The sequence below is a fragment of the Pedococcus sp. P5_B7 genome (assembly GCF_054049895.1).
The window spans coordinates 41,862-58,412 of the sequence record NZ_JBFULM010000001.1 but is presented as its reverse complement, the minus strand read 5'-3'; the positions used below and the strand labels follow the sequence as shown (position 1 = coordinate 58,412).

The following is a 16,551-nucleotide window of genomic DNA, read 5'->3' as shown; positions in this document are numbered from 1 at the left end:
GACGCCGGGGCCTCGGCATGTCGTTTTGCGACAACGGATAACGTGGCCGGTCCCATGAGTACCGCAGCCGCTTCGCACCTGTCACCAGCCTTCCCGGAGCGGGCGGCGTGGGGCACGGCCGACAAGCTGCGCGCCTGGCAGCAGGCTGCGCTCACGGCATACCTGCGCGCTGACCCACGGGACTTCCTCGCGGTCGCGACCCCAGGCGCCGGCAAGACGACCTATGCCCTGCGCCTGGCCACCGAGCTGCTCGGCCGCGGCACCATCTCGGCCGTGACGATCGTCGCGCCCACCGAGCACCTCAAGACCCAGTGGGCCGAGGCGGCCGCGCGGGTCGGCATCCACATCGACCCGCGGTTCTCCAACTCCTCGGCCCGGCACTCCAGCGAGTACGACGGCGTGGCGCTGACCTACGCGCAGGTGGCGAGCAAGCCCGCGCTGCACCGCACGCGCACCGAGGCGGCGCCGACCCTGGTGATCCTCGACGAGATCCACCACGGCGGCGACGCCCTGTCGTGGGGCGACGCGATCCGTGAGGCGTTCGAGCCCGCCACCCGCCGGCTCGCGCTCACCGGCACCCCGTTCCGCTCCGACACCTCACCCATCCCGTTCGTCACCTACGCGGAGGATGCCGACGGCATCCGCCGCTCGTCGGCCGACTACACCTACGGGTATGCCGAGGCGTTGCGTGACGGTGTCGTCCGACCGGTGCTCTTCCTCGCCTACGGAGGCGCCATGCGGTGGCGCACCAAGGCCGGCGACGAGATCGCGGCCCGCCTCGGGGAGATGCTGACCAAGGACTCCATGGCGCAGGCCTGGCGGACCGCGCTGGACCCCAAGGGCGAGTGGGTCCCGTCGGTGCTCGCCGCGGCGGACAAGCGCCTGACCGAGGTCCGTCGGGGCGTGCCCGATGCCGGGGGCCTCGTGATCGCCTCCAACCAGACGGCGGCCCGCGCCTACGCCAAGATCCTCGAGTCCATCACCGGGGAGAGCCCCACGCTGGTGCTCTCCGACGATGCCGGCTCGTCGGCCCGGATCGAGCAGTACGCCTCGAGCGAGTCGCGGTGGATGGTCGCGGTGCGGATGGTCTCCGAGGGGGTCGACGTGCCCCGGCTCTGCGTCGGCGTCTACGCCACCTCGACCTCGACGCCGCTGTTCTTCGCCCAGGCGGTGGGGCGCTTCGTGCGCGCGCGCCGTCGCGGCGAGACCGCCTCGGTCTTCCTGCCGTCGGTGCCGGTCATCCTCGAGCACGCGGCCCGGCTCGAGGACGAGCGCGACCACGCCCTCGACCGGGTGGCCAAGGACGACAGTGCTGCGTCGATGTGGGCCGAGGAGGACGCCCTCGTCGACGCCGCCAACCGCACGGCGCGCACCCCGGACGTCGACCAGATGGCCTTCGAGGCGCTGGAGTCCGACGCCGAGTTCGACCACGTGCTGTTCGACGCGAAGCAGTTCGGGCTCAACGCGGTCACCGGGTCGGAGGAGGAGCAGGAGTACCTCGGTCTGCCGGGGCTGCTCGAGCCGGACCAGATGGCGGTGCTGCTCCAGGAGCGGCAGACCGCCCAGAGCACCCGCCGCCCGCGCAAGGTGGAGGCGCCGGTGTCGGCGCACCGGGCGCTCGCGGCCCAGCGCCAGGAGCTCAACAAGCTGGTCGCGGCCTACGCCCGCAAGAAGGGCACCCCGCACGGGGTGGTCCACCACGAGCTGCGCCGGGCCTGTGGTGGCCCTGCTCTCGACGAGGCCACCTCGGAGCAGGTCGTCGCACGGGTCGAGAAGATCCGGGCCTGGTTCGTCGGCCGCCGCTGACCGGTCCCGGCTTCGACGCGACGTCCAGGAGCGGGTGTTCTGCGGGACGTCAGCGGGAACAGGTGACATGCTGCGGTCATGGACGAGCTGGCTGACACCATCTGGAACCGCGCTGCACTGGAGGCCGGCGGCTCGACCCCCGGCGAGGGGGACAAGGCGCTCGCCGCTGCGCTGCGACTGCACAGCTCGGCGATGTCGGATGGTGTCCTCGACGCGGTCCAGAGCATGACCGACGAGGAGCTGGATGCCGCTGAGGCCGGCTACCGCTGGCTGCACGTGCCGGCCGCCTCCGAGGCCATCGCCGCGGTGCGGCGCGCGATCGCCGAGGGCGCCCTCGACGACCCCGACCGGGCGAGCGCGCTCGACCTGTCGTCGGATGACCACTACGACGCGGCCATCGAGGACGACGCCGCCCTCGACAACGCGTTCCGCGCGCGGTTGAGCACCGACCCCGACGCGTTCGCCGCGGTCTAGGCAGGGTCGCCGTCTGGCCGGGTGTCGCGCACGGGACTAGCGTGACGGCAACGGCGCCGCCCGGCCGCCGAGGACGGAGCAGGCCATGGCCAACCACGTGTACTCCATCTCCGAGGTCGTCGGCACCTCGCCCGACGGCATCGAGGCGGCCGTCGGCAACGCCGTCACCCAGGCTGCCAAGACGGTGCGCAACCTCGACTGGTTCGAGGTACAGAGCGTCCGTGGACAGATCGCCGACGGAGCAGTCGCGCACTGGCAGGTGACCGTCAAGCTCGGCTTCCGCCTCGACGACTGAGCAGTTCCGCTTCCGCCTCGACGACTGAGCAGTCAGGCTTCCGCCTCGACGACTGAGCAGTCAGGCCCGAGCCGTCGAGGCGGCGCGGACCAGGGGGAGGGTGCGCAGCGGGATGCGGGTGGCCAGCGAGATCGCCGTGTTCGCGCGGATCACGTGCTCGTCGTCGACCACCGCGTCGATGACCCGCTGGAGGTCGGCGTTGTCGCGCGCGACGATGTGGATGAACAGGTCACCCGAGCCGGTGATGGTGTGCGCCTCCAGCACCTCGGGGATGCCGGAGAGGTGGTCGACGACGGGGGTGTGGCCGCGCCCCTGGCGGATCTCCAGGGTGCAGAACGCCGACACGGGGTAGCCCATCGCCGCGGCGTCGATCTGCGGCGCCCACGACCGGATCACCCCGTGCTGCACCAGCCGGTCGAGCCGGGCCTGCACCGTGCCGCGGGCCACGCCGAGCTGGCGCGAGGCGCCGAGCACCCCGATCTGCGGCTGCTCGCTGAACAGGGTGATCAGCCGGCCATCGAGCTCGTCCAGGTTCATGGGCACATTGTCCACTGTTGGGCCGGGTATGACCAACAGTCTGCGCAGAGTGTGCAGCCCATCAGGCCACGGTTGCACACCACGGCCCGGGCCCGGCACCCTGCACGCATGACCACTCACGCCACGGACACCGCCCTGGACCTGACGCCGCAGGAGCGCGAGGCCAACCTCGACCTCGAGCAGCTCAAGCAGCTCGTCGGCCTCGTCGAGTACGACGAGAGCAAGGACCCGTTCCCGGTCACCGGCTGGGACTCGATCGTCTTCGTCGTCGGCAACGCGAGCCAGACCGCGCACTACTACCAGTCCGCGTGGGGCATGGAGCTCGTCGCCTACAGCGGCCCCGAGAACGGCCAGCGCGACCACAAGTCGTTCGTCCTCAAGTCGGGCTCGATCCGCTTCGTCATCAATGGCGCGGTCAGCCCCGACAGCCCGCTCATCGCCCACCACGCCAAGCACGGCGACGGCGTCGTCGACATCTCGCTCGAGGTGCCCGACGTCGACAAGTGTGTGGCCCAGGCCAAGCGCGCCGGCGCCCGCGTGGTCCGTGAGGCCGAGGACGTCACCGACGAGCACGGCACGGTGCGGATCGCCTCGATCGCGACCTACGGAGAGACGGTCCACACCCTCGTCGACCGCTCGCGCTACGACGGCCCCTACCTGCCGGGCTACGTCGCGAGGACGTCCACCTGGGTCAAGCGAGAGGGTGCCCCCAAGCGCCTCTTCCAGGCCCTCGACCACATCGTCGGCAACGTCGAGCTCGGCAAGATGGACGAGTGGGTGACCTTCTACAACAAGGTCATGGGCTTTGTGAACATGGCCGAGTTCGTCGGCGACGACATCGCCACCGACTACTCCGCGCTGATGTCCAAGGTCGTCGCGAACGGCAACCACCGGGTCAAGTTCCCGCTCAACGAGCCCGCTATCGCCAAGCGCAAGAGCCAGATCGACGAGTACCTCGAGTTCTACAACGGCCCGGGCGCCCAGCACCTCGCGCTGGCCACCAACGACATCCTGCGCACCGTCGACGAGCTGCGCGCCAACGGCGTGGAGTTCCTCGACACCCCCGACTCCTACTACGAGGACGACGAGCTGCGCGCCCGCATCGGCGAGGTGCGGGCCCCGATCGAGGAGCTGCAGAAGCGCAAGATCCTGGTCGACCGTGACGAGGACGGCTACCTCCTGCAGATCTTCACCAAGCCCCTCGGCGACCGCCCGACGGTGTTCTTCGAGATCATCGAGCGGCACGGCTCCCTCGGCTTCGGCAAGGGCAACTTCAAGGCGCTGTTCGAGGCCATCGAGCGTGAGCAGGACGCCCGCGGCAACCTCTGAGCCTGAGGCCTGCGGCGCGACGCCGCACCGCACGACAGGGCGGGTATGCCGGGTGGTCACCACCCGGCATACCCGCCCTGTCGTGGTGGTGGCAGGGCCGCGGACCGGTCGTGGGAGAAACCCTCCTCAGCGCGTGAGAGGCTTGCGGCATGAGCACGCCCACGACTCCCGGCTGGTACGACGACCCCGAGGACGACACCCAGCTGCGGTACTTCGACGGCGTGGTCTGGAGCAAGCACACGACGCCCCGCTCGACGAGGCCCGCCTCAGGGGCGGCGCAGCCCGGCCAGCAGCAGTTCCCGGGTCAGGGCCACCCGCCGCAGTACCCGGGCCAGGGTGGGCCCCAGGCGCAGCCGGGAGCGCAGGTGGGTCAGGTGCAGGGGCAGCCGCCCGCGGCCGGTGGCTGGCAGGCCCCACCCCCGCCCCAGCCCGGTCAGCAGCACCCGCAGTTCCCCGGCGCACAGCAGGGTGGCTGGAACGCCCCGACCTACGGCGGCGCGCAGCGCGTGGCGACCACGCCCGACGGCCAGCCGCTGGCGAGCTACTGGCAGCGCGTCGGCGCGTTCATCATCGACGGCATCATCCAGTTCGTGCTGATGCTGGTGCTCGGTGGCTGGTTCCTGTTCAAGGGCTTCGAGCCCGTGTGGGACGAGCTGAGCACGGCGATGGACTCCGGGGACCCGGGCGCCTTCGACCGGATCACGGCCGACAACGTCAACTTCGGCTACATCCTCGCGTTCGGCCTCATCGCCGCCGTCGTCACCTTCGCGTATGCCGTGTTCTTCCTCAGCCGCACCGGCGCCACGCCCGGCAAGGCAGCGGTCGGCATCAGCGTGCGGCTGCGCGACCGGCCCGGCGTCCTGTCCGTCGCGGATGCGGCCAAGCGCACCTCAGTCCAGGCCGGGCTCAGCCTGCTGGGCAACATCCCGTTGGTCGGCAACCTGTTCTCGCTCGCGGCCCTGGTCGACCTCCTGTGGCCGGCCTGGGACGAGCGCAAGCAGGCCCTGCACGACAAGCTCGCCGGGACCAACGTCGTGGTGGGCAAACAGCCCCGACGCTGACTCATGCAAAAGGCGAGTTAGCGCCGCAACCACGCGGCGCTAACTCGCCTTTTGCATGGGGTAGCGACGCCGTGGGGACCCGGCGCGGACCCGTGCTGCGGGTCAGCGCGCGGGGAGGATCGTGCCGCTGACCTCAGCCAGCTCGATGCGGGCACCGTCGGTGCCGGTCGCCCACGCCCGCAGCACGACCGTGTCGCCGTCCTCGAGGAAGGTGCGCTCGCTGTCGTCCGCGAGCTGCACCGGCTCGGTGCCGTTCCAGGAGAGCTCGAGGAAGCTGCCGCGGGTGCCCTTCGCGGCGCCGGAGATGGTGCCCGAGCCGAAGAGGTCGCCGCTGCGGATCGACGCGCCGTTGACCGACAGGTGCGCCAGCATCTGGGCCGGCGACCAGTACAGGTCGCGGGACTCGGGTCGGGCGACGACGGTGCCGTTCCACTCCACCTCGAGGTGCAGGTCGAGCCCGAACACCGCGTCGGCTCCACCCCGCAGGTAGGGGAGCGGCTCGGGGTCCTGGCCGGGCAGCGGCACCCGGGCCGACGTCAGGGCGGCCATCGGCGTGACCCAGGCGCTGATCGACGTGCCGAAGGACTTGCCGAGGAACGGCCCCAGTGGCACGTACTCCCATGCCTGGAGGTCGCGGGCGCTCCAGTCGTTGAGCAGGACGACTCCGAAGAGGTGCTGCTCGGCGGCGAGGCCGACGTCGACCGGCTCGCCGAGGATGGTGCCGCCGCCCACGACGAAGCCCAGCTCGGCCTCGATGTCGAGCTTGCGGCTCGGTCCGAAGGTCGGCGCCGGGTCGCTCGGGGCCTTGCGCTGCCCCTGGGGCCGCACGAGGTCGGTCCCCGACACGACGACCGTCCCGGAGCGACCGTGGTAGCCGATCGGCAGGTGCTTCCAGTTGGGGGTGAGCGGCGCGGAGTCGGGGCGGAAGATGCGCCCGACGTTCGTGGCGTGGTGCTCGCTCGCGTAGAAGTCGACGTAGTCGGCCACCTCGATCGGCAGGTGCAGGGTGACGTCGGCGAGCGGCACGAGGTGGGGGCGCACCCCCTCCTCGTGGACGTCGTCGGTGAGGATCTCGACCAGCCACGCGCGGGCGACCGCCCAGGCCTCGTGGCCCAGGTCGAGGAATGCGTTGAGGCTGGGCCGTTCCCACGCCGCGGTGAGGTCGGGGCCCTCGCCGACGCCGTAGGCGTCCCGGCCGATCCGCGCGACCTCGCTGGCGTCGAGCACCCAGTCACCGATCCGCACCCCGACGCGTGGTGCCGTCTTCGTGGTCGAGAAGACGCCGTAGGGCAGGTGCGCGACACCGAACGGGTGGTCGGCAGGCAGGTCGAGCCAGGTCTGGGCGGGCGCGGTGGTGGCGACAGGCGTCGAGGGGGAGGACACGTCAGGCTCCTTGGATGAGGCCGAGGGTGATCAGCTCGCCGAGCGGGTCGGTGACCTCGCAGCAGCCGTATGCCGTGAAGAAGGCCCGCACGATGGCCGCGTCGGCGGCACTCATGCGGGTGATCTGGGGGACGAGGGCGTCCGGGTCGCGCTCGGCCAGGAGGGGCACCAGCTCATCGACCTCCTCGCCGTTGAGCGCCCAGCGGACCGCCGCCAGGACGTTGAGCAGGCCGTGCTGCTCCTGGCCGTCGTGGGTGCCGCGGACGACGTGGTGCAGTCCGCCGGTCAGCTTGAAGCCGAGGTCGTGGTCGATGGCGTTGCGGACGAACGTCGCGAGCTCTGTCTCGTCGGGCCACGCCCAGGTGTCAGTCGCGCCGGATCGGAACTTTGCTTGCAGGACAACGGAATCGGAGGCATCGGCGGCGATGTCGGCGACGGCCGCCTCCTGCTGGGCGCCGCGCGGCACCTCGAGGGTGCGGGGGAGCCCGGCGAAGTCCGTGGCCCGCCAGTCGGGTGTCCAGCCGAGCTCCACCCCCGTGACCTCGACACCGGGGGTCTGCCGCAGGAGCGCCACCGCGTCGGCCACGTCGGTGGCCGGCGTGCGGGGCCGCCCGATGACCCCGACCCGCAGCGGTTCCCCGTCGAGCAGCCCGGCGAGGTCGGGGGCAGCCGAGGCGGGGACGAGGAGCGGACCCACGCACGCGGCATACCGGCTCGCGCGGTGGACGCGGTGGAGCCGCACGGCATCCGCGAGTGGTGCGTTGCCCGGCGGGAAGACGGCGGCGTCGTCGACGAGGCCGGCGAACAGGGCCGGCTCGGCCGGGCGGTCGGCCGCGGCCTCCGACAGCGATGTCATGGCCGTGAGGCTACCCGCGACTCCGGCCGGCGCTCCCGGCAGCCCGAGGTGTCGGGGTGGCGGCCAGTCGTGCCATGCTCGGCCCAACCGGACGAGAGAGTGAGCGATGGCGTTCTACCAGCACCAGGGCAACATCCCGCCGAAGCGGCACACCCAGCACCGCCGGCCGGCCGGCCGGGGCAAGCAGGGTGAGCTCTACTACGAGGAGCTGATGGGGGAGGAGGGCTTCTCCTCCGACTCCTCGCTGCTCTACCACCGCAACATCCCCTCGACCGTTGCCGGCGCACGCGAGTGGACGATCGGCGACCTGTCGACGACGCCCAACCACCCGCTGATGCCCAGGCACCTCAAGCTGCACGACCTCTTCGAGGCCAAGGACGTCAAGAACACCGACGTCGTGACCGGACGTCGCCTCGTCCTCGGCAACGGCGACGTGCGCATCTCGTATGCCGTGGCCGGGGCTCCCAGCCCGTGGTACCGCAACGGGATCGGCGACGAGTGCGTCTACGTGGAGCGCGGGAAGGCGCGGGTCGAGACCGTGTTCGGGGCCTTCGACGTGGCCGAGGGCGACTACCTGGTCATCCCGCGGGCGACGACGCACCGCTGGATCCCGAAGCGCTCGACCACGGAGCCGCTGCGGGCCTACTGCATCGAGGCCAACTCCCACATCGCGCCGCCCAAGCGCTACCTGTCCAAGTACGGCCAGCTGCTCGAGCACGCGCCCTACTGCGAGCGCGACCTGCGCGCGCCGGCCGGTCCGCTGCTGGCCGAGGACGTCGGTGCGAAGGCGGACGACGAGACCGAGGTCTACATCAAGCACCGTGGCAACGGCCAGTCGAGTAGTGGCGGGATCGTCGGGACGGTGCACACCCTGCCGTTCCACCCGCTCGACGTCGTGGGCTGGGACGGGTGCCTCTACCCCTACGCGTTCAACGTCCGGGACTACGAGCCGATCACGGGGCGGGTGCACCAGCCCCCGCCGGTGCACCAGGTCTTCGAGGGCTGGAACTTCGTCATCTGCAACTTCGTGCCGCGCAAGGTCGACTACCACCCGCTGTCGATCCCGGTGCCCTACTACCACTCGAACGTCGACAGTGACGAGATCATGTTCTACGTCGACGGCGACTACGAGGCGCGCAAGGGCTCGGGCATCGGCAAGGGCTCGATCTCCGTGCACCCGGGAGGTCATGCCCACGGGCCGCAGCCCGGTGCGTCCGAGGCGTCGATCGGCGTCGAGTACTTCGACGAGCTGGCCGTCATGGTCGATACCTTCCGTCCGCTCGAGCTCGGCGAGGGTGGCCGCGCCGTCGACGACGGGAAGTACGCCTGGTCGTGGAGCCGCGGGCGCACCAAGGACGGGTCCGACTACAGCATCGGCTGACCGCCAGACTTTGCCACTTCGGCATGGTCTGTCATGTCGTGCCCGGGTTAGGCTGAAAGACCCGCCCCGTCGACGACGACGAGGCACGCGCACCCGGGACCCCACCCCCGCTCCCGGCCACTTGTCGTTGGAGGCAATCGTGACGTCTGCCCGCACTGCCGTTCAGGACCTCGTCCAGCACGAGAAGAGCCGTCGCGAGATGCTCGCGCTCGCGGTGGTCGGAGGGGCAGGAGCGGCCTTCTTCGCCAGTGCCCCGAGGGCCGACGCGGTGCCTGAGGCAGGCCGACCGACGACGAAGACGCCCACGTTCCGGCTGACCGTGATGGGCACCACCGACACCCACGGCAACGCCCTGAACTGGGACTACTTCAAGGACGTCGAGTACGACGACTCGACACACAACGACATCGGGCTGGCCAAGATCGCCACGCTGGTCAGCGCCGTCCGGGCCGAGCGTGGGGCCCAGAACACCCTCCTGCTCGACGCGGGTGACACGATCCAGGGCACCCCGTTGGCCTACTACTACGCCAAGGTCGACCCGATCACGGCCGGTTCGAAGCACCCGATGGCCAAGGCTATGAACGCGATCGGCTACGACGCTGCGGCCCTGGGCAACCACGAGTTCAACTACGGGCTCGACACGCTGCGGACCTTCGAGTCGCAGTGCGACTTCCCCTTGCTCAGCGCCAACTCGGTCGACTGGACCAGCGGCGCCCCGATCTTCAAGCCCTTTGTGATCCGCACCTTCAAGGTCAGGGGGAGCAAGCCGGTCAAGGTCGGCATCCTCGGTCTGGTCACTCCCGGCGTCGCCATCTGGGACAAGGCCAACGTCGAGGGGCTCGTGAAGTTCCCGGGGATCGTCGAGCAGGCCACCGTGATGGTCCCGCGCCTGAAGCAGGCTGGGTGCGACCTGGTGATCGTCTCGTGCCACTCCGGCTCCAAGCCCGGCTCGTCGTACGGCGACGCCCTGCCGGTGCCGGAGAACGCCTCCCGCCAGCTCGCGGAAGAGGTCGCAGGCGTCGACGCGGTGCTCGTGGGACATGCCCACGAGGAGGTCGTCGAGCTGCTCGTGCCCAGCAAGGTCACGTCCGGCAAGAAGGTCCTCCTGACCGAGCCGCTCAAGTGGGGGATGCGGCTGTCCGTCATGGACTTCGTCCTCGAGTTCACCAAGGGCCGTTGGCACCTGACCAGCTCGGGGGCGACGCTGCTCAACGCGAACACCGTCCCGGAGGACCCGGAGGTCGCCGAGCTCGTCGGTGAGGACCACGCGGTGGTGCGCACCTACGTCAACTCCGTCATCGGCACCTGCACCCTGGCCATGTCGGCGGCGACCGCGCGGTTCGAGGACACGGCGGCGATCGACTTCATCAACCACGTGCAGGCCGCCGCCGTGAAGGCAGCCCTGGCCGGCACCCCCGACGAGTCGCTGCCGGTCCTGTCGATCGCCGCGCCCTTCAACCGGGACGCCGCGATCCCGGCGGGCAACGTCACCGTCCGCGACGTCGCGGGCTTGTACATCTACGACAACACGCTCCTCGGCATCCGATTCACTGGCGCGCAGGTCAAGGCCTACCTCGAGTACTCCGCGGCCTACTTCAAGACCGTCACCGGCACCGGACCGTTCACGCCGGACTCGGTCACGAACGCGCTGCGACCGCCGGTGGACGGCACCCCGATCCCCGACTACAACTACGACATCATGGGTGGCCTCGACGCCTCGCTGGCCTACGACATCGACATCGCCCAGCCGGCGGGACAGCGGATCACGAACCTCACCTATGCCGGCCAGCCCGTCGACCCGTCGGCCGGGTTCGTCATCGCCATCAACAACTACCGCCAGTCCGGTGGTGGCGGCTTCCCGGGCGTCACCACGGCGCCGGTCCTCTACAACGCGCAGGTCGAGATCCGGCAGCTGCTCATCGACTGGACCACCGAGCAGGGCGTGATCGACCCGACCACCTTCACGACCTACGACTGGAAGCTCGTCTCGAACGGCCAGCCGGTCGTCGTCGAGGGAGCCGCCGAGGGCGGCCGCCACTAGGTCAGGACGAGGTCAGGTCGAGGGTCACGTCAGGTCACGTCATGGGTCACGTGGTGGTCAGCCGGTACCCGCGCTTGACCACGGTCTTGACCATGCCCTTGTGCCCCACGGCTTCGCGCAGGCGGGCGATGGCCACCTCCGCCGCGTGCGGGTCGGTCGAGTCCCCGGGGAGGACGGACAGCACCTGGGCGCGAGTGACCACCTCACCGCCTGCCTCGGCCAACACCCGCAGCACCTCGAGGCCACTGGGTGACACCGGGAGCACGTGGTCGTCGAGCAGGGCCACGGTGCGCCTGACCTGGAGTCGGCCGGCGGTCGTCTGGACCGCGGAGGTCTGGGCCTGCTCGTAGTGGTTGACGAGCCCGCGGACCAAGGCCCCGAGCCGTCCGCGGTCGGGGATGATCGGCTGGATTCCTCTCTCCTGCAACGGCTTTGCGGTGACAGGACCGACGGCGGCCACGACCATGGTGCCGCTGCGGATGCGCGCCACGACTTCGTCCCCGACCCCTTGGGCGTCCATCTCGGCGAGCCAGGCCGCAGCCCCGGGCGCCGAGGTGAAGACGGCGGCGTCGATCTCGCCGTCGGCAGCAGCGATGACGGACAGCTTGAGGGCGACCGGGTCCGGTGGCGGGCCCCAGCGGTAGACGACCAGGCTGCGGACCTGCGCCCCCGCGGCGGCGAGCTCGGTGTCGAGCCCGTCGGCCCCGGCGCCGTGGTGCTGCACCGCGATCACCTGGTCGGTGACGCCCTCGGCGAGCAACAGGTCGAGGATCTCGGCGCTGGTCTCCGACTCGGCCACCCAGTCCGCCTGGAGCCCTGCGGCCTGGATCGCCCCGTGCGCCTTGGGGCCCCGCGCGATGATCCGGGCCCCGGAGAGCACCTGCACCAGCTGGTCGGCCAGTCCGGCGGCGTCGGCGGCCTCCACCCACCCCCGGAACCCGATGCCCGTCGTGATGACCACGATGTCGGGCGGGGCGTCGAGGAGCTCTCGGGTGTGGGCCAGCAACTCGTCGTCGTGCTCGTGCGGCACGATGCTCATGGCCGGGGCGTGACGCACGGTGGCACCGCGCCGGGTCAGCGCCGACGCCAGCTCTCCGGAGCGGCGGTCGGCGGTCACCAGCACGACGCAGCCGGTCATGACCTGGCCCAGACGGGTGTTCACGGTGGCGCTGCCAGGAAGCCCTCGGCAGCAACAGCACCCACGACGACGACCGCGGGGGCGCGCACCTGCCGCGCGGCGCAGGTCGCGGCGATGGTCGACAAGGTGCCCCGGGTCACGCGCTGAGAGTCGAGGCTGGCGTCCTCGATGACGGCCACGGGGACCTGCTCCGAGGCCCCGGCGGTCAGCAGGCGGGCGACGTGGTCGGCGAGCAGGCTGATCCCCATCAGGACCACGAGGGTCGCCTCGCCTCGCACCACGGCACCGACTGCGGTGTCGTCGAGCCGGCCGTGACCGTGCGCGACGTGCACGGCGGCGACGGTGCCGCGGTGGGTGACGGGGATGCCGGCAGCCAGCGGAGCCGACAGGGCCGAGCTCACTCCGGGCACGACCTCGACCGGTATGCCGTGGGCCGCCAGGGCGAGCGCCTCCTCGCCCCCGCGACCGAAGAGGAAGGGATCGCCGCCCTTGAGCCGCACCACGAGCCGACCCCGCTGGGCGTGGTCCACCAGGATGCGGTTGATCTCGTCCTGGGTCACGGCGTGGAGGCCGGGGGTCTTGCCGACGTCGATGACCTCGACGTCGCGCGGCAGGTCCGCCAGGACGCTGGTCGGTCCCAGCCGGTCGGTCACCACCACGTCGGCCTGGGAGAGCACTCTGCGGGCCCGCAGGGTCATCAGGTCGGCGGCCCCGGGGCCGCCGCCGACGAGCACGACCCGTCCCTGGGCGCCTGGACGTCGACGCCGGCCGCGAAGGTCGACCTCGCCGGACTGCAGGGTCCACTCGAGCTGGTCGCGCACGGCCCTGGCCCGGCGCGGGTCGGCGTCGCCGGCCGACACCACCCCGACGAGCAGGCCGGCGTGCTCGGTGGTCGCAGGGGTGCGGGCCGTCCCGAGCTCGGCATCGCTCGCGCACACGCTCCAGACCCGGGCGGCGGTCGCCCACTGCGAGACCCGGGCATTCACGCCCGGGTCGTCGGTGGCGGCGTGGACCAGCCACGCGTCGGCGAGGTCGCCCTCCACCACCTCGCGGTCGACCCACGCGACCGTGCCGTCGGCGACCGCGTCGACCAGGTCCTCACACAGCTGTGGGGCGACGACCGTGACAACGGCTCCGTCGTGGGCCAGGGCGTTGGCGCGGCGGGCGGCCACAGGTCCACCGCCGGCCACGACGACGCGCCGACCGGTGACGTCCAGGCCGACCAGGGTCGTCATCCCGCACCGCCGGGGGGACCGGAGCCGGGCACGGCGACGCGCACGACGCCGTCGAGGACGGTCACGGCATAGGACGCCAAGGGCTTCGGCTCCTTGCCCACCGCGTCGAGGCACTCACCGGTGCGCAGGTCGAACACCTGCTTGTACATCGGCGACGCGACGGTCGGCACCTCGCCCCGGCTCCCGACGATCCCTCGCGACATCACGTTCGCGGCGCTGTAGGGGTCGAGCTGCTGCACGGCATACACCTGGTCGTCGTGGGTGCGGAAGAGCGCGACTTGCACGCCGTCGAGGAAGGCGGCGGCGCCGCGCTCCGGGGACAGGTCGGCCAGCACGCACACCTCGTGCCACGTCACGGTGGAGTCGTTCGCGGCGACCGCCCCCGAGCCGACCTCGACACTGGTGCCGAGGTCGGCGCCGACCTCCACGCTCATCGCCGCACCTCCAGCGTCGTCCCGGCGATCAGGACGCCCGAGTCGGCGCGCTCGGCATCCGTGGCCGGACGCGGCTGTCCGCGCTCGCTGACGTAGGCCAAGGTGTCGTCGGGCTGGTCGGGTGCGTTGACGAACGACCCGAAGCGCCGCAACGTCTCGGGGTCGTCCAGGGCAGCGGCCCACTCGTCCTCATAGGCGTCGACGTGCCCGGCCATCGCGACGTCGAGGTCGGCGCCGATCCCGAGCGAGTCCTCGAGGACGACCGCCCGGATGGCATCGAGGCCACCCTCGTGGTCCTCCACCCAGGCCGCCGTCCGCTGCAGGCGGTCGGCGGTGCGGACGTAGTACATGAGGAAGCGGTCGATCGTGCGCACCAAGGTCTCGGTGTCGAGGTCCTCGGCAAGGAGCTGGGCGTGGCGCGGGGTGAAGCCACCGTTGCCGCCCACGTAGAGGTTCCAGCCGTGGTCGGTGGCGATCACCCCGACGTCCTTGCCACGCGCCTCGGCGCACTCGCGGGCGCAGCCCGACACCCCGAGCTTGAGCTTGTGCGGCGAGCGGAGCCCTCGGTAGCGCAGCTCGAGCGCGATGGCCAGACCCACGGAGTCCTGCACGCCGTAGCGGCACCAGGTCGACCCGACGCAGGACTTCACCGTGCGCAGCGACTTCCCGTAGGCGTGGCCCGACTCGAAGCCCGCGTCGACGAGCCGCTTCCAGATCCTCGGCAGCTGCTCGATCCGGGCCCCGAACAGGTCTATCCGCTGGCCGCCGGTGATCTTCGTGTAGAGCCCGAAGTCCTGGGCGACCTCGCCGATGGCGATCAGGCCCTCGGGGGTGACCTCACCGCCCGGGATGCGTGGGACGACGGAGTAGGAGCCGTCCTTCTGGAGGTTGGCCATCACGTGGTCGTTGGTGTCCTGCAAGGACGCCCGCTCGCCCTCGAGGATGTGACCGGTGCCGAGCGAGGCGAGGATCGACCCGATGACCGGCTTGCAGATGTCGCAGCCGCGGCCGGTGCCGTGCCGGGCGATGATCTCGCTGAAGGTCGTCAGCCCCTGCACCCGCACGACGTCGAAGAGCTGCGCGCGGGAGAGCTCGAAGTGCTCGCACAGCGCACTGCTCACCGCGATGCCGGACTTCTCCAACTCGGTGGTGACCAGCCGCTTCACGAGGGGGAGGCAGGAGCCGCAGCTCGTGCCGGCCCGCGTGCACGCCTTCACCCCGGCGAGGTCGGTGCAGCCCGCGTCGGTCACCGAGCAGCGGATGGCACCGGCGGTGACGTTGTTGCAGGAGCACACGGCCGCGTCGTCCGGGAGGTCGCCGGCGGGCGCCGGTGCGGCCCCTTCGGGGAGGAGGTATGCCGCTGGGTCGCCGCCCAGCGCGCGGCCCACCATGGGGCGCAGCGCGGCATACGCGCTGGCGTCGCCGACGAGGATGCCGCCCCGAAGGGTGCGGGCGTCGTCGGACATCACGAGCTTCTTGTAGACCCCGGCGACGGGGTCGGAGATGACCACCTCGAGCCCACCGGGCTCGGCCGCGAAGGCGTCGCCGAACGACGCGACGTCGACCCCGAGCAGCTTCAGCTTGGTGGACAGGTCGGCCCCCGGGAAGGTGCCCTCGCCGCCCAGGAGCCGGTCGGCCACGACCTCGGCCATGGTGTAGCCGGGGGCGACCAGGCCGAGGGTGCGGCCACCGATGCACGCGACCTCGCCCACGGCCCAGACCGCCGGGTCGCTCGTGGCGCAGGCGTCGTCGACGACGACACCACCGCGCTCGCCGACCTCGAGACCGGACTCGCGGGCCAGCTCGTCGCGGGGACGCACGCCGACGGCGAAGACGACCACGTCGACATCGAGCGGCGCCCCGTCGGCGAACTCCATGCGGGAGACCCGTCCGAGTCGCCCCACGATCTTGGCGGTGGCGGTGCCAGTGCGGACGCTGACGCCCAGGGCCTCGATGAGCCGGCGCAGTGCCTCGCCGCCGCCCTCGTCGACCTGGAGTGGCATCAGCCGGGGAGCGAACTCGACGACGGTCGTGTGCACGTCGAGGGCCGTGAGTGCACCGGCCGCCTCCAACCCGAGCAGGCCGCCTCCGACCACTGCTCCGCGCAGCGGGCGGTCCACCTCGGTGCGGAGGCTCTCCACGTAGGAGCGCAGCCCGGCGACGTCGTCGATGGTGCGGTAGACGAACGCGCCGCGCAGGTCCTTGCCCGGGACCGGGGGCACGGCGGCATACGAACCGGTCGCCAGCACGAGGGAGTCGTAGGGGAGGACGCGGCCGTCGGTGGTGCTGACGGTGTGGGCGTCGCGGTCGACCGACGTGGCGGCCACGCCGCGCCGCAGCGTCACCAGCGGGTCGTCCCAGAGCTCCTGGCCACCCAGCGCCAGGTCGTCGGGGTCGCGACCGGTGAAGTACGACGTCAGGGCGACGCGGTCATACGGAGCGCGCGGCTCCTCGCAGAGCATTGTCACCGCCCACTGGCCCGCCACGTCCCGCGAGCGCAGGGCATCGACCAGCCGGCGCGCGACCATCCCGCCGCCGACGACGACGAGCTGGCGCGGAGCCGTGGGCTGGACCATGGCGG

At 71.5% G+C, this 16,551-nt stretch carries 14 protein-coding genes; 7 read left to right on the top strand and 7 right to left on the bottom strand.

The window, feature by feature from the left end; genetic code table 11:
- The first annotated feature begins 54 nt into the window (after positions 1-54).
- From ACXJKD_RS00300 to ACXJKD_RS00290, 3 genes are all read left to right on the top strand, one after another.
- On the top strand, positions 55-1,806 hold the full coding sequence (locus tag ACXJKD_RS00300) for a DEAD/DEAH box helicase (RefSeq protein WP_457252333.1): 1,752 nt from the start codon (positions 55-57) through the stop codon (positions 1,804-1,806).
- Between the two features lie 78 nt (positions 1,807-1,884).
- On the top strand, positions 1,885-2,280 hold the full coding sequence (locus tag ACXJKD_RS00295; RefSeq protein ID WP_457252332.1) for a hypothetical protein: 396 nt from the start codon (positions 1,885-1,887) through the stop codon (positions 2,278-2,280).
- Positions 2,281-2,365: 85 nt separating this feature from the next.
- Positions 2,366-2,575, top strand: coding sequence for a dodecin (locus ACXJKD_RS00290; protein WP_056923837.1), 210 nt, complete (start codon positions 2,366-2,368; stop codon positions 2,573-2,575).
- A gap of 60 nt (positions 2,576-2,635) precedes the next feature.
- On the opposite strand, the gene ACXJKD_RS00285 is transcribed toward ACXJKD_RS00290, so the two are convergent.
- Positions 2,636-3,112, bottom strand: a complete 477-nt coding sequence (locus ACXJKD_RS00285; RefSeq protein ID WP_457252331.1) for an Lrp/AsnC family transcriptional regulator — start codon at positions 3,110-3,112, stop codon at positions 2,636-2,638.
- Positions 3,113-3,220: 108 nt separating this feature from the next.
- Between ACXJKD_RS00285 and hppD the strand changes: the two genes are divergently transcribed.
- Together hppD and ACXJKD_RS00275 are read left to right on the top strand one after the other, a co-directional pair.
- Entirely contained in the window at positions 3,221-4,441 is a 1,221-nt protein-coding gene (gene hppD, locus ACXJKD_RS00280; protein ID WP_457252330.1) for a 4-hydroxyphenylpyruvate dioxygenase, read from the top strand.
- A 149-nt stretch (positions 4,442-4,590) separates the two neighbouring features.
- Positions 4,591-5,502 (top strand): RDD family protein, encoded by a 912-nt coding sequence (locus ACXJKD_RS00275; protein WP_457252329.1) that lies wholly within the window; start codon positions 4,591-4,593, stop codon positions 5,500-5,502.
- A 102-nt stretch (positions 5,503-5,604) separates the two neighbouring features.
- Here ACXJKD_RS00275 and fahA read toward each other — a convergent pair whose 3' ends face one another.
- Together fahA and ACXJKD_RS00265 are read right to left on the bottom strand one after the other, a co-directional pair.
- Entirely contained in the window at positions 5,605-6,885 is a 1,281-nt protein-coding gene (gene fahA / locus ACXJKD_RS00270; protein WP_457252328.1) for a fumarylacetoacetase, read from the bottom strand.
- 1 nt (position 6,886) lies between these two features.
- The gene (locus ACXJKD_RS00265) at positions 6,887-7,741 is read right to left on the bottom strand and encodes a hypothetical protein (RefSeq protein ID WP_457252327.1); all 855 of its coding nucleotides are present in this window, start codon (positions 7,739-7,741) and stop codon (positions 6,887-6,889) included.
- A gap of 106 nt (positions 7,742-7,847) precedes the next feature.
- Here ACXJKD_RS00265 and ACXJKD_RS00260 point away from each other — a divergent pair, with 106 nt between their 5' ends.
- A complete protein-coding gene (locus ACXJKD_RS00260; protein WP_457252326.1) occupies positions 7,848-9,122 on the top strand; it encodes a homogentisate 1,2-dioxygenase domain-containing protein in 1,275 nt (424 codons plus the stop codon).
- A 139-nt stretch (positions 9,123-9,261) separates the two neighbouring features.
- Positions 9,262-11,163: a bifunctional metallophosphatase/5'-nucleotidase gene (locus ACXJKD_RS00255; RefSeq protein ID WP_457252325.1), complete on the top strand. Its 1,902-nt coding sequence runs from the start codon at positions 9,262-9,264 to the stop codon at positions 11,161-11,163.
- Between the two features lie 46 nt (positions 11,164-11,209).
- Here the strand turns inward: ACXJKD_RS00255 and ACXJKD_RS00250 are convergent, their stop codons facing one another.
- From ACXJKD_RS00250 to nirB, 4 genes are read right to left on the bottom strand one after another with little or no spacing between them, the layout of a single operon-like run.
- On the bottom strand, positions 11,210-12,301 hold the full coding sequence (locus ACXJKD_RS00250) for a uroporphyrinogen-III synthase (protein ID WP_457252815.1): 1,092 nt from the start codon (positions 12,299-12,301) through the stop codon (positions 11,210-11,212).
- 20 nt (positions 12,302-12,321) lie between these two features.
- The gene (gene cobA, locus ACXJKD_RS00245) at positions 12,322-13,536 is read right to left on the bottom strand and encodes a uroporphyrinogen-III C-methyltransferase (RefSeq protein WP_457252324.1); all 1,215 of its coding nucleotides are present in this window, start codon (positions 13,534-13,536) and stop codon (positions 12,322-12,324) included.
- Positions 13,533-13,970 carry a nitrite reductase small subunit NirD gene (gene nirD, locus ACXJKD_RS00240; RefSeq protein WP_457252323.1) on the bottom strand — a complete coding sequence of 146 codons (438 nt, stop codon included), beginning with the start codon at positions 13,968-13,970 and terminating at the stop codon, positions 13,533-13,535. Before nirD ends, cobA begins: the two co-directional genes overlap by 4 nt.
- Positions 13,967-16,546, bottom strand: a complete 2,580-nt coding sequence (gene nirB, locus ACXJKD_RS00235; protein ID WP_457252322.1) for a nitrite reductase large subunit NirB — start codon at positions 16,544-16,546, stop codon at positions 13,967-13,969. The genes nirD and nirB overlap by 4 nt, the downstream gene beginning before the upstream one ends.
- Between the last annotated feature and the right edge of the window lie 5 nt (positions 16,547-16,551).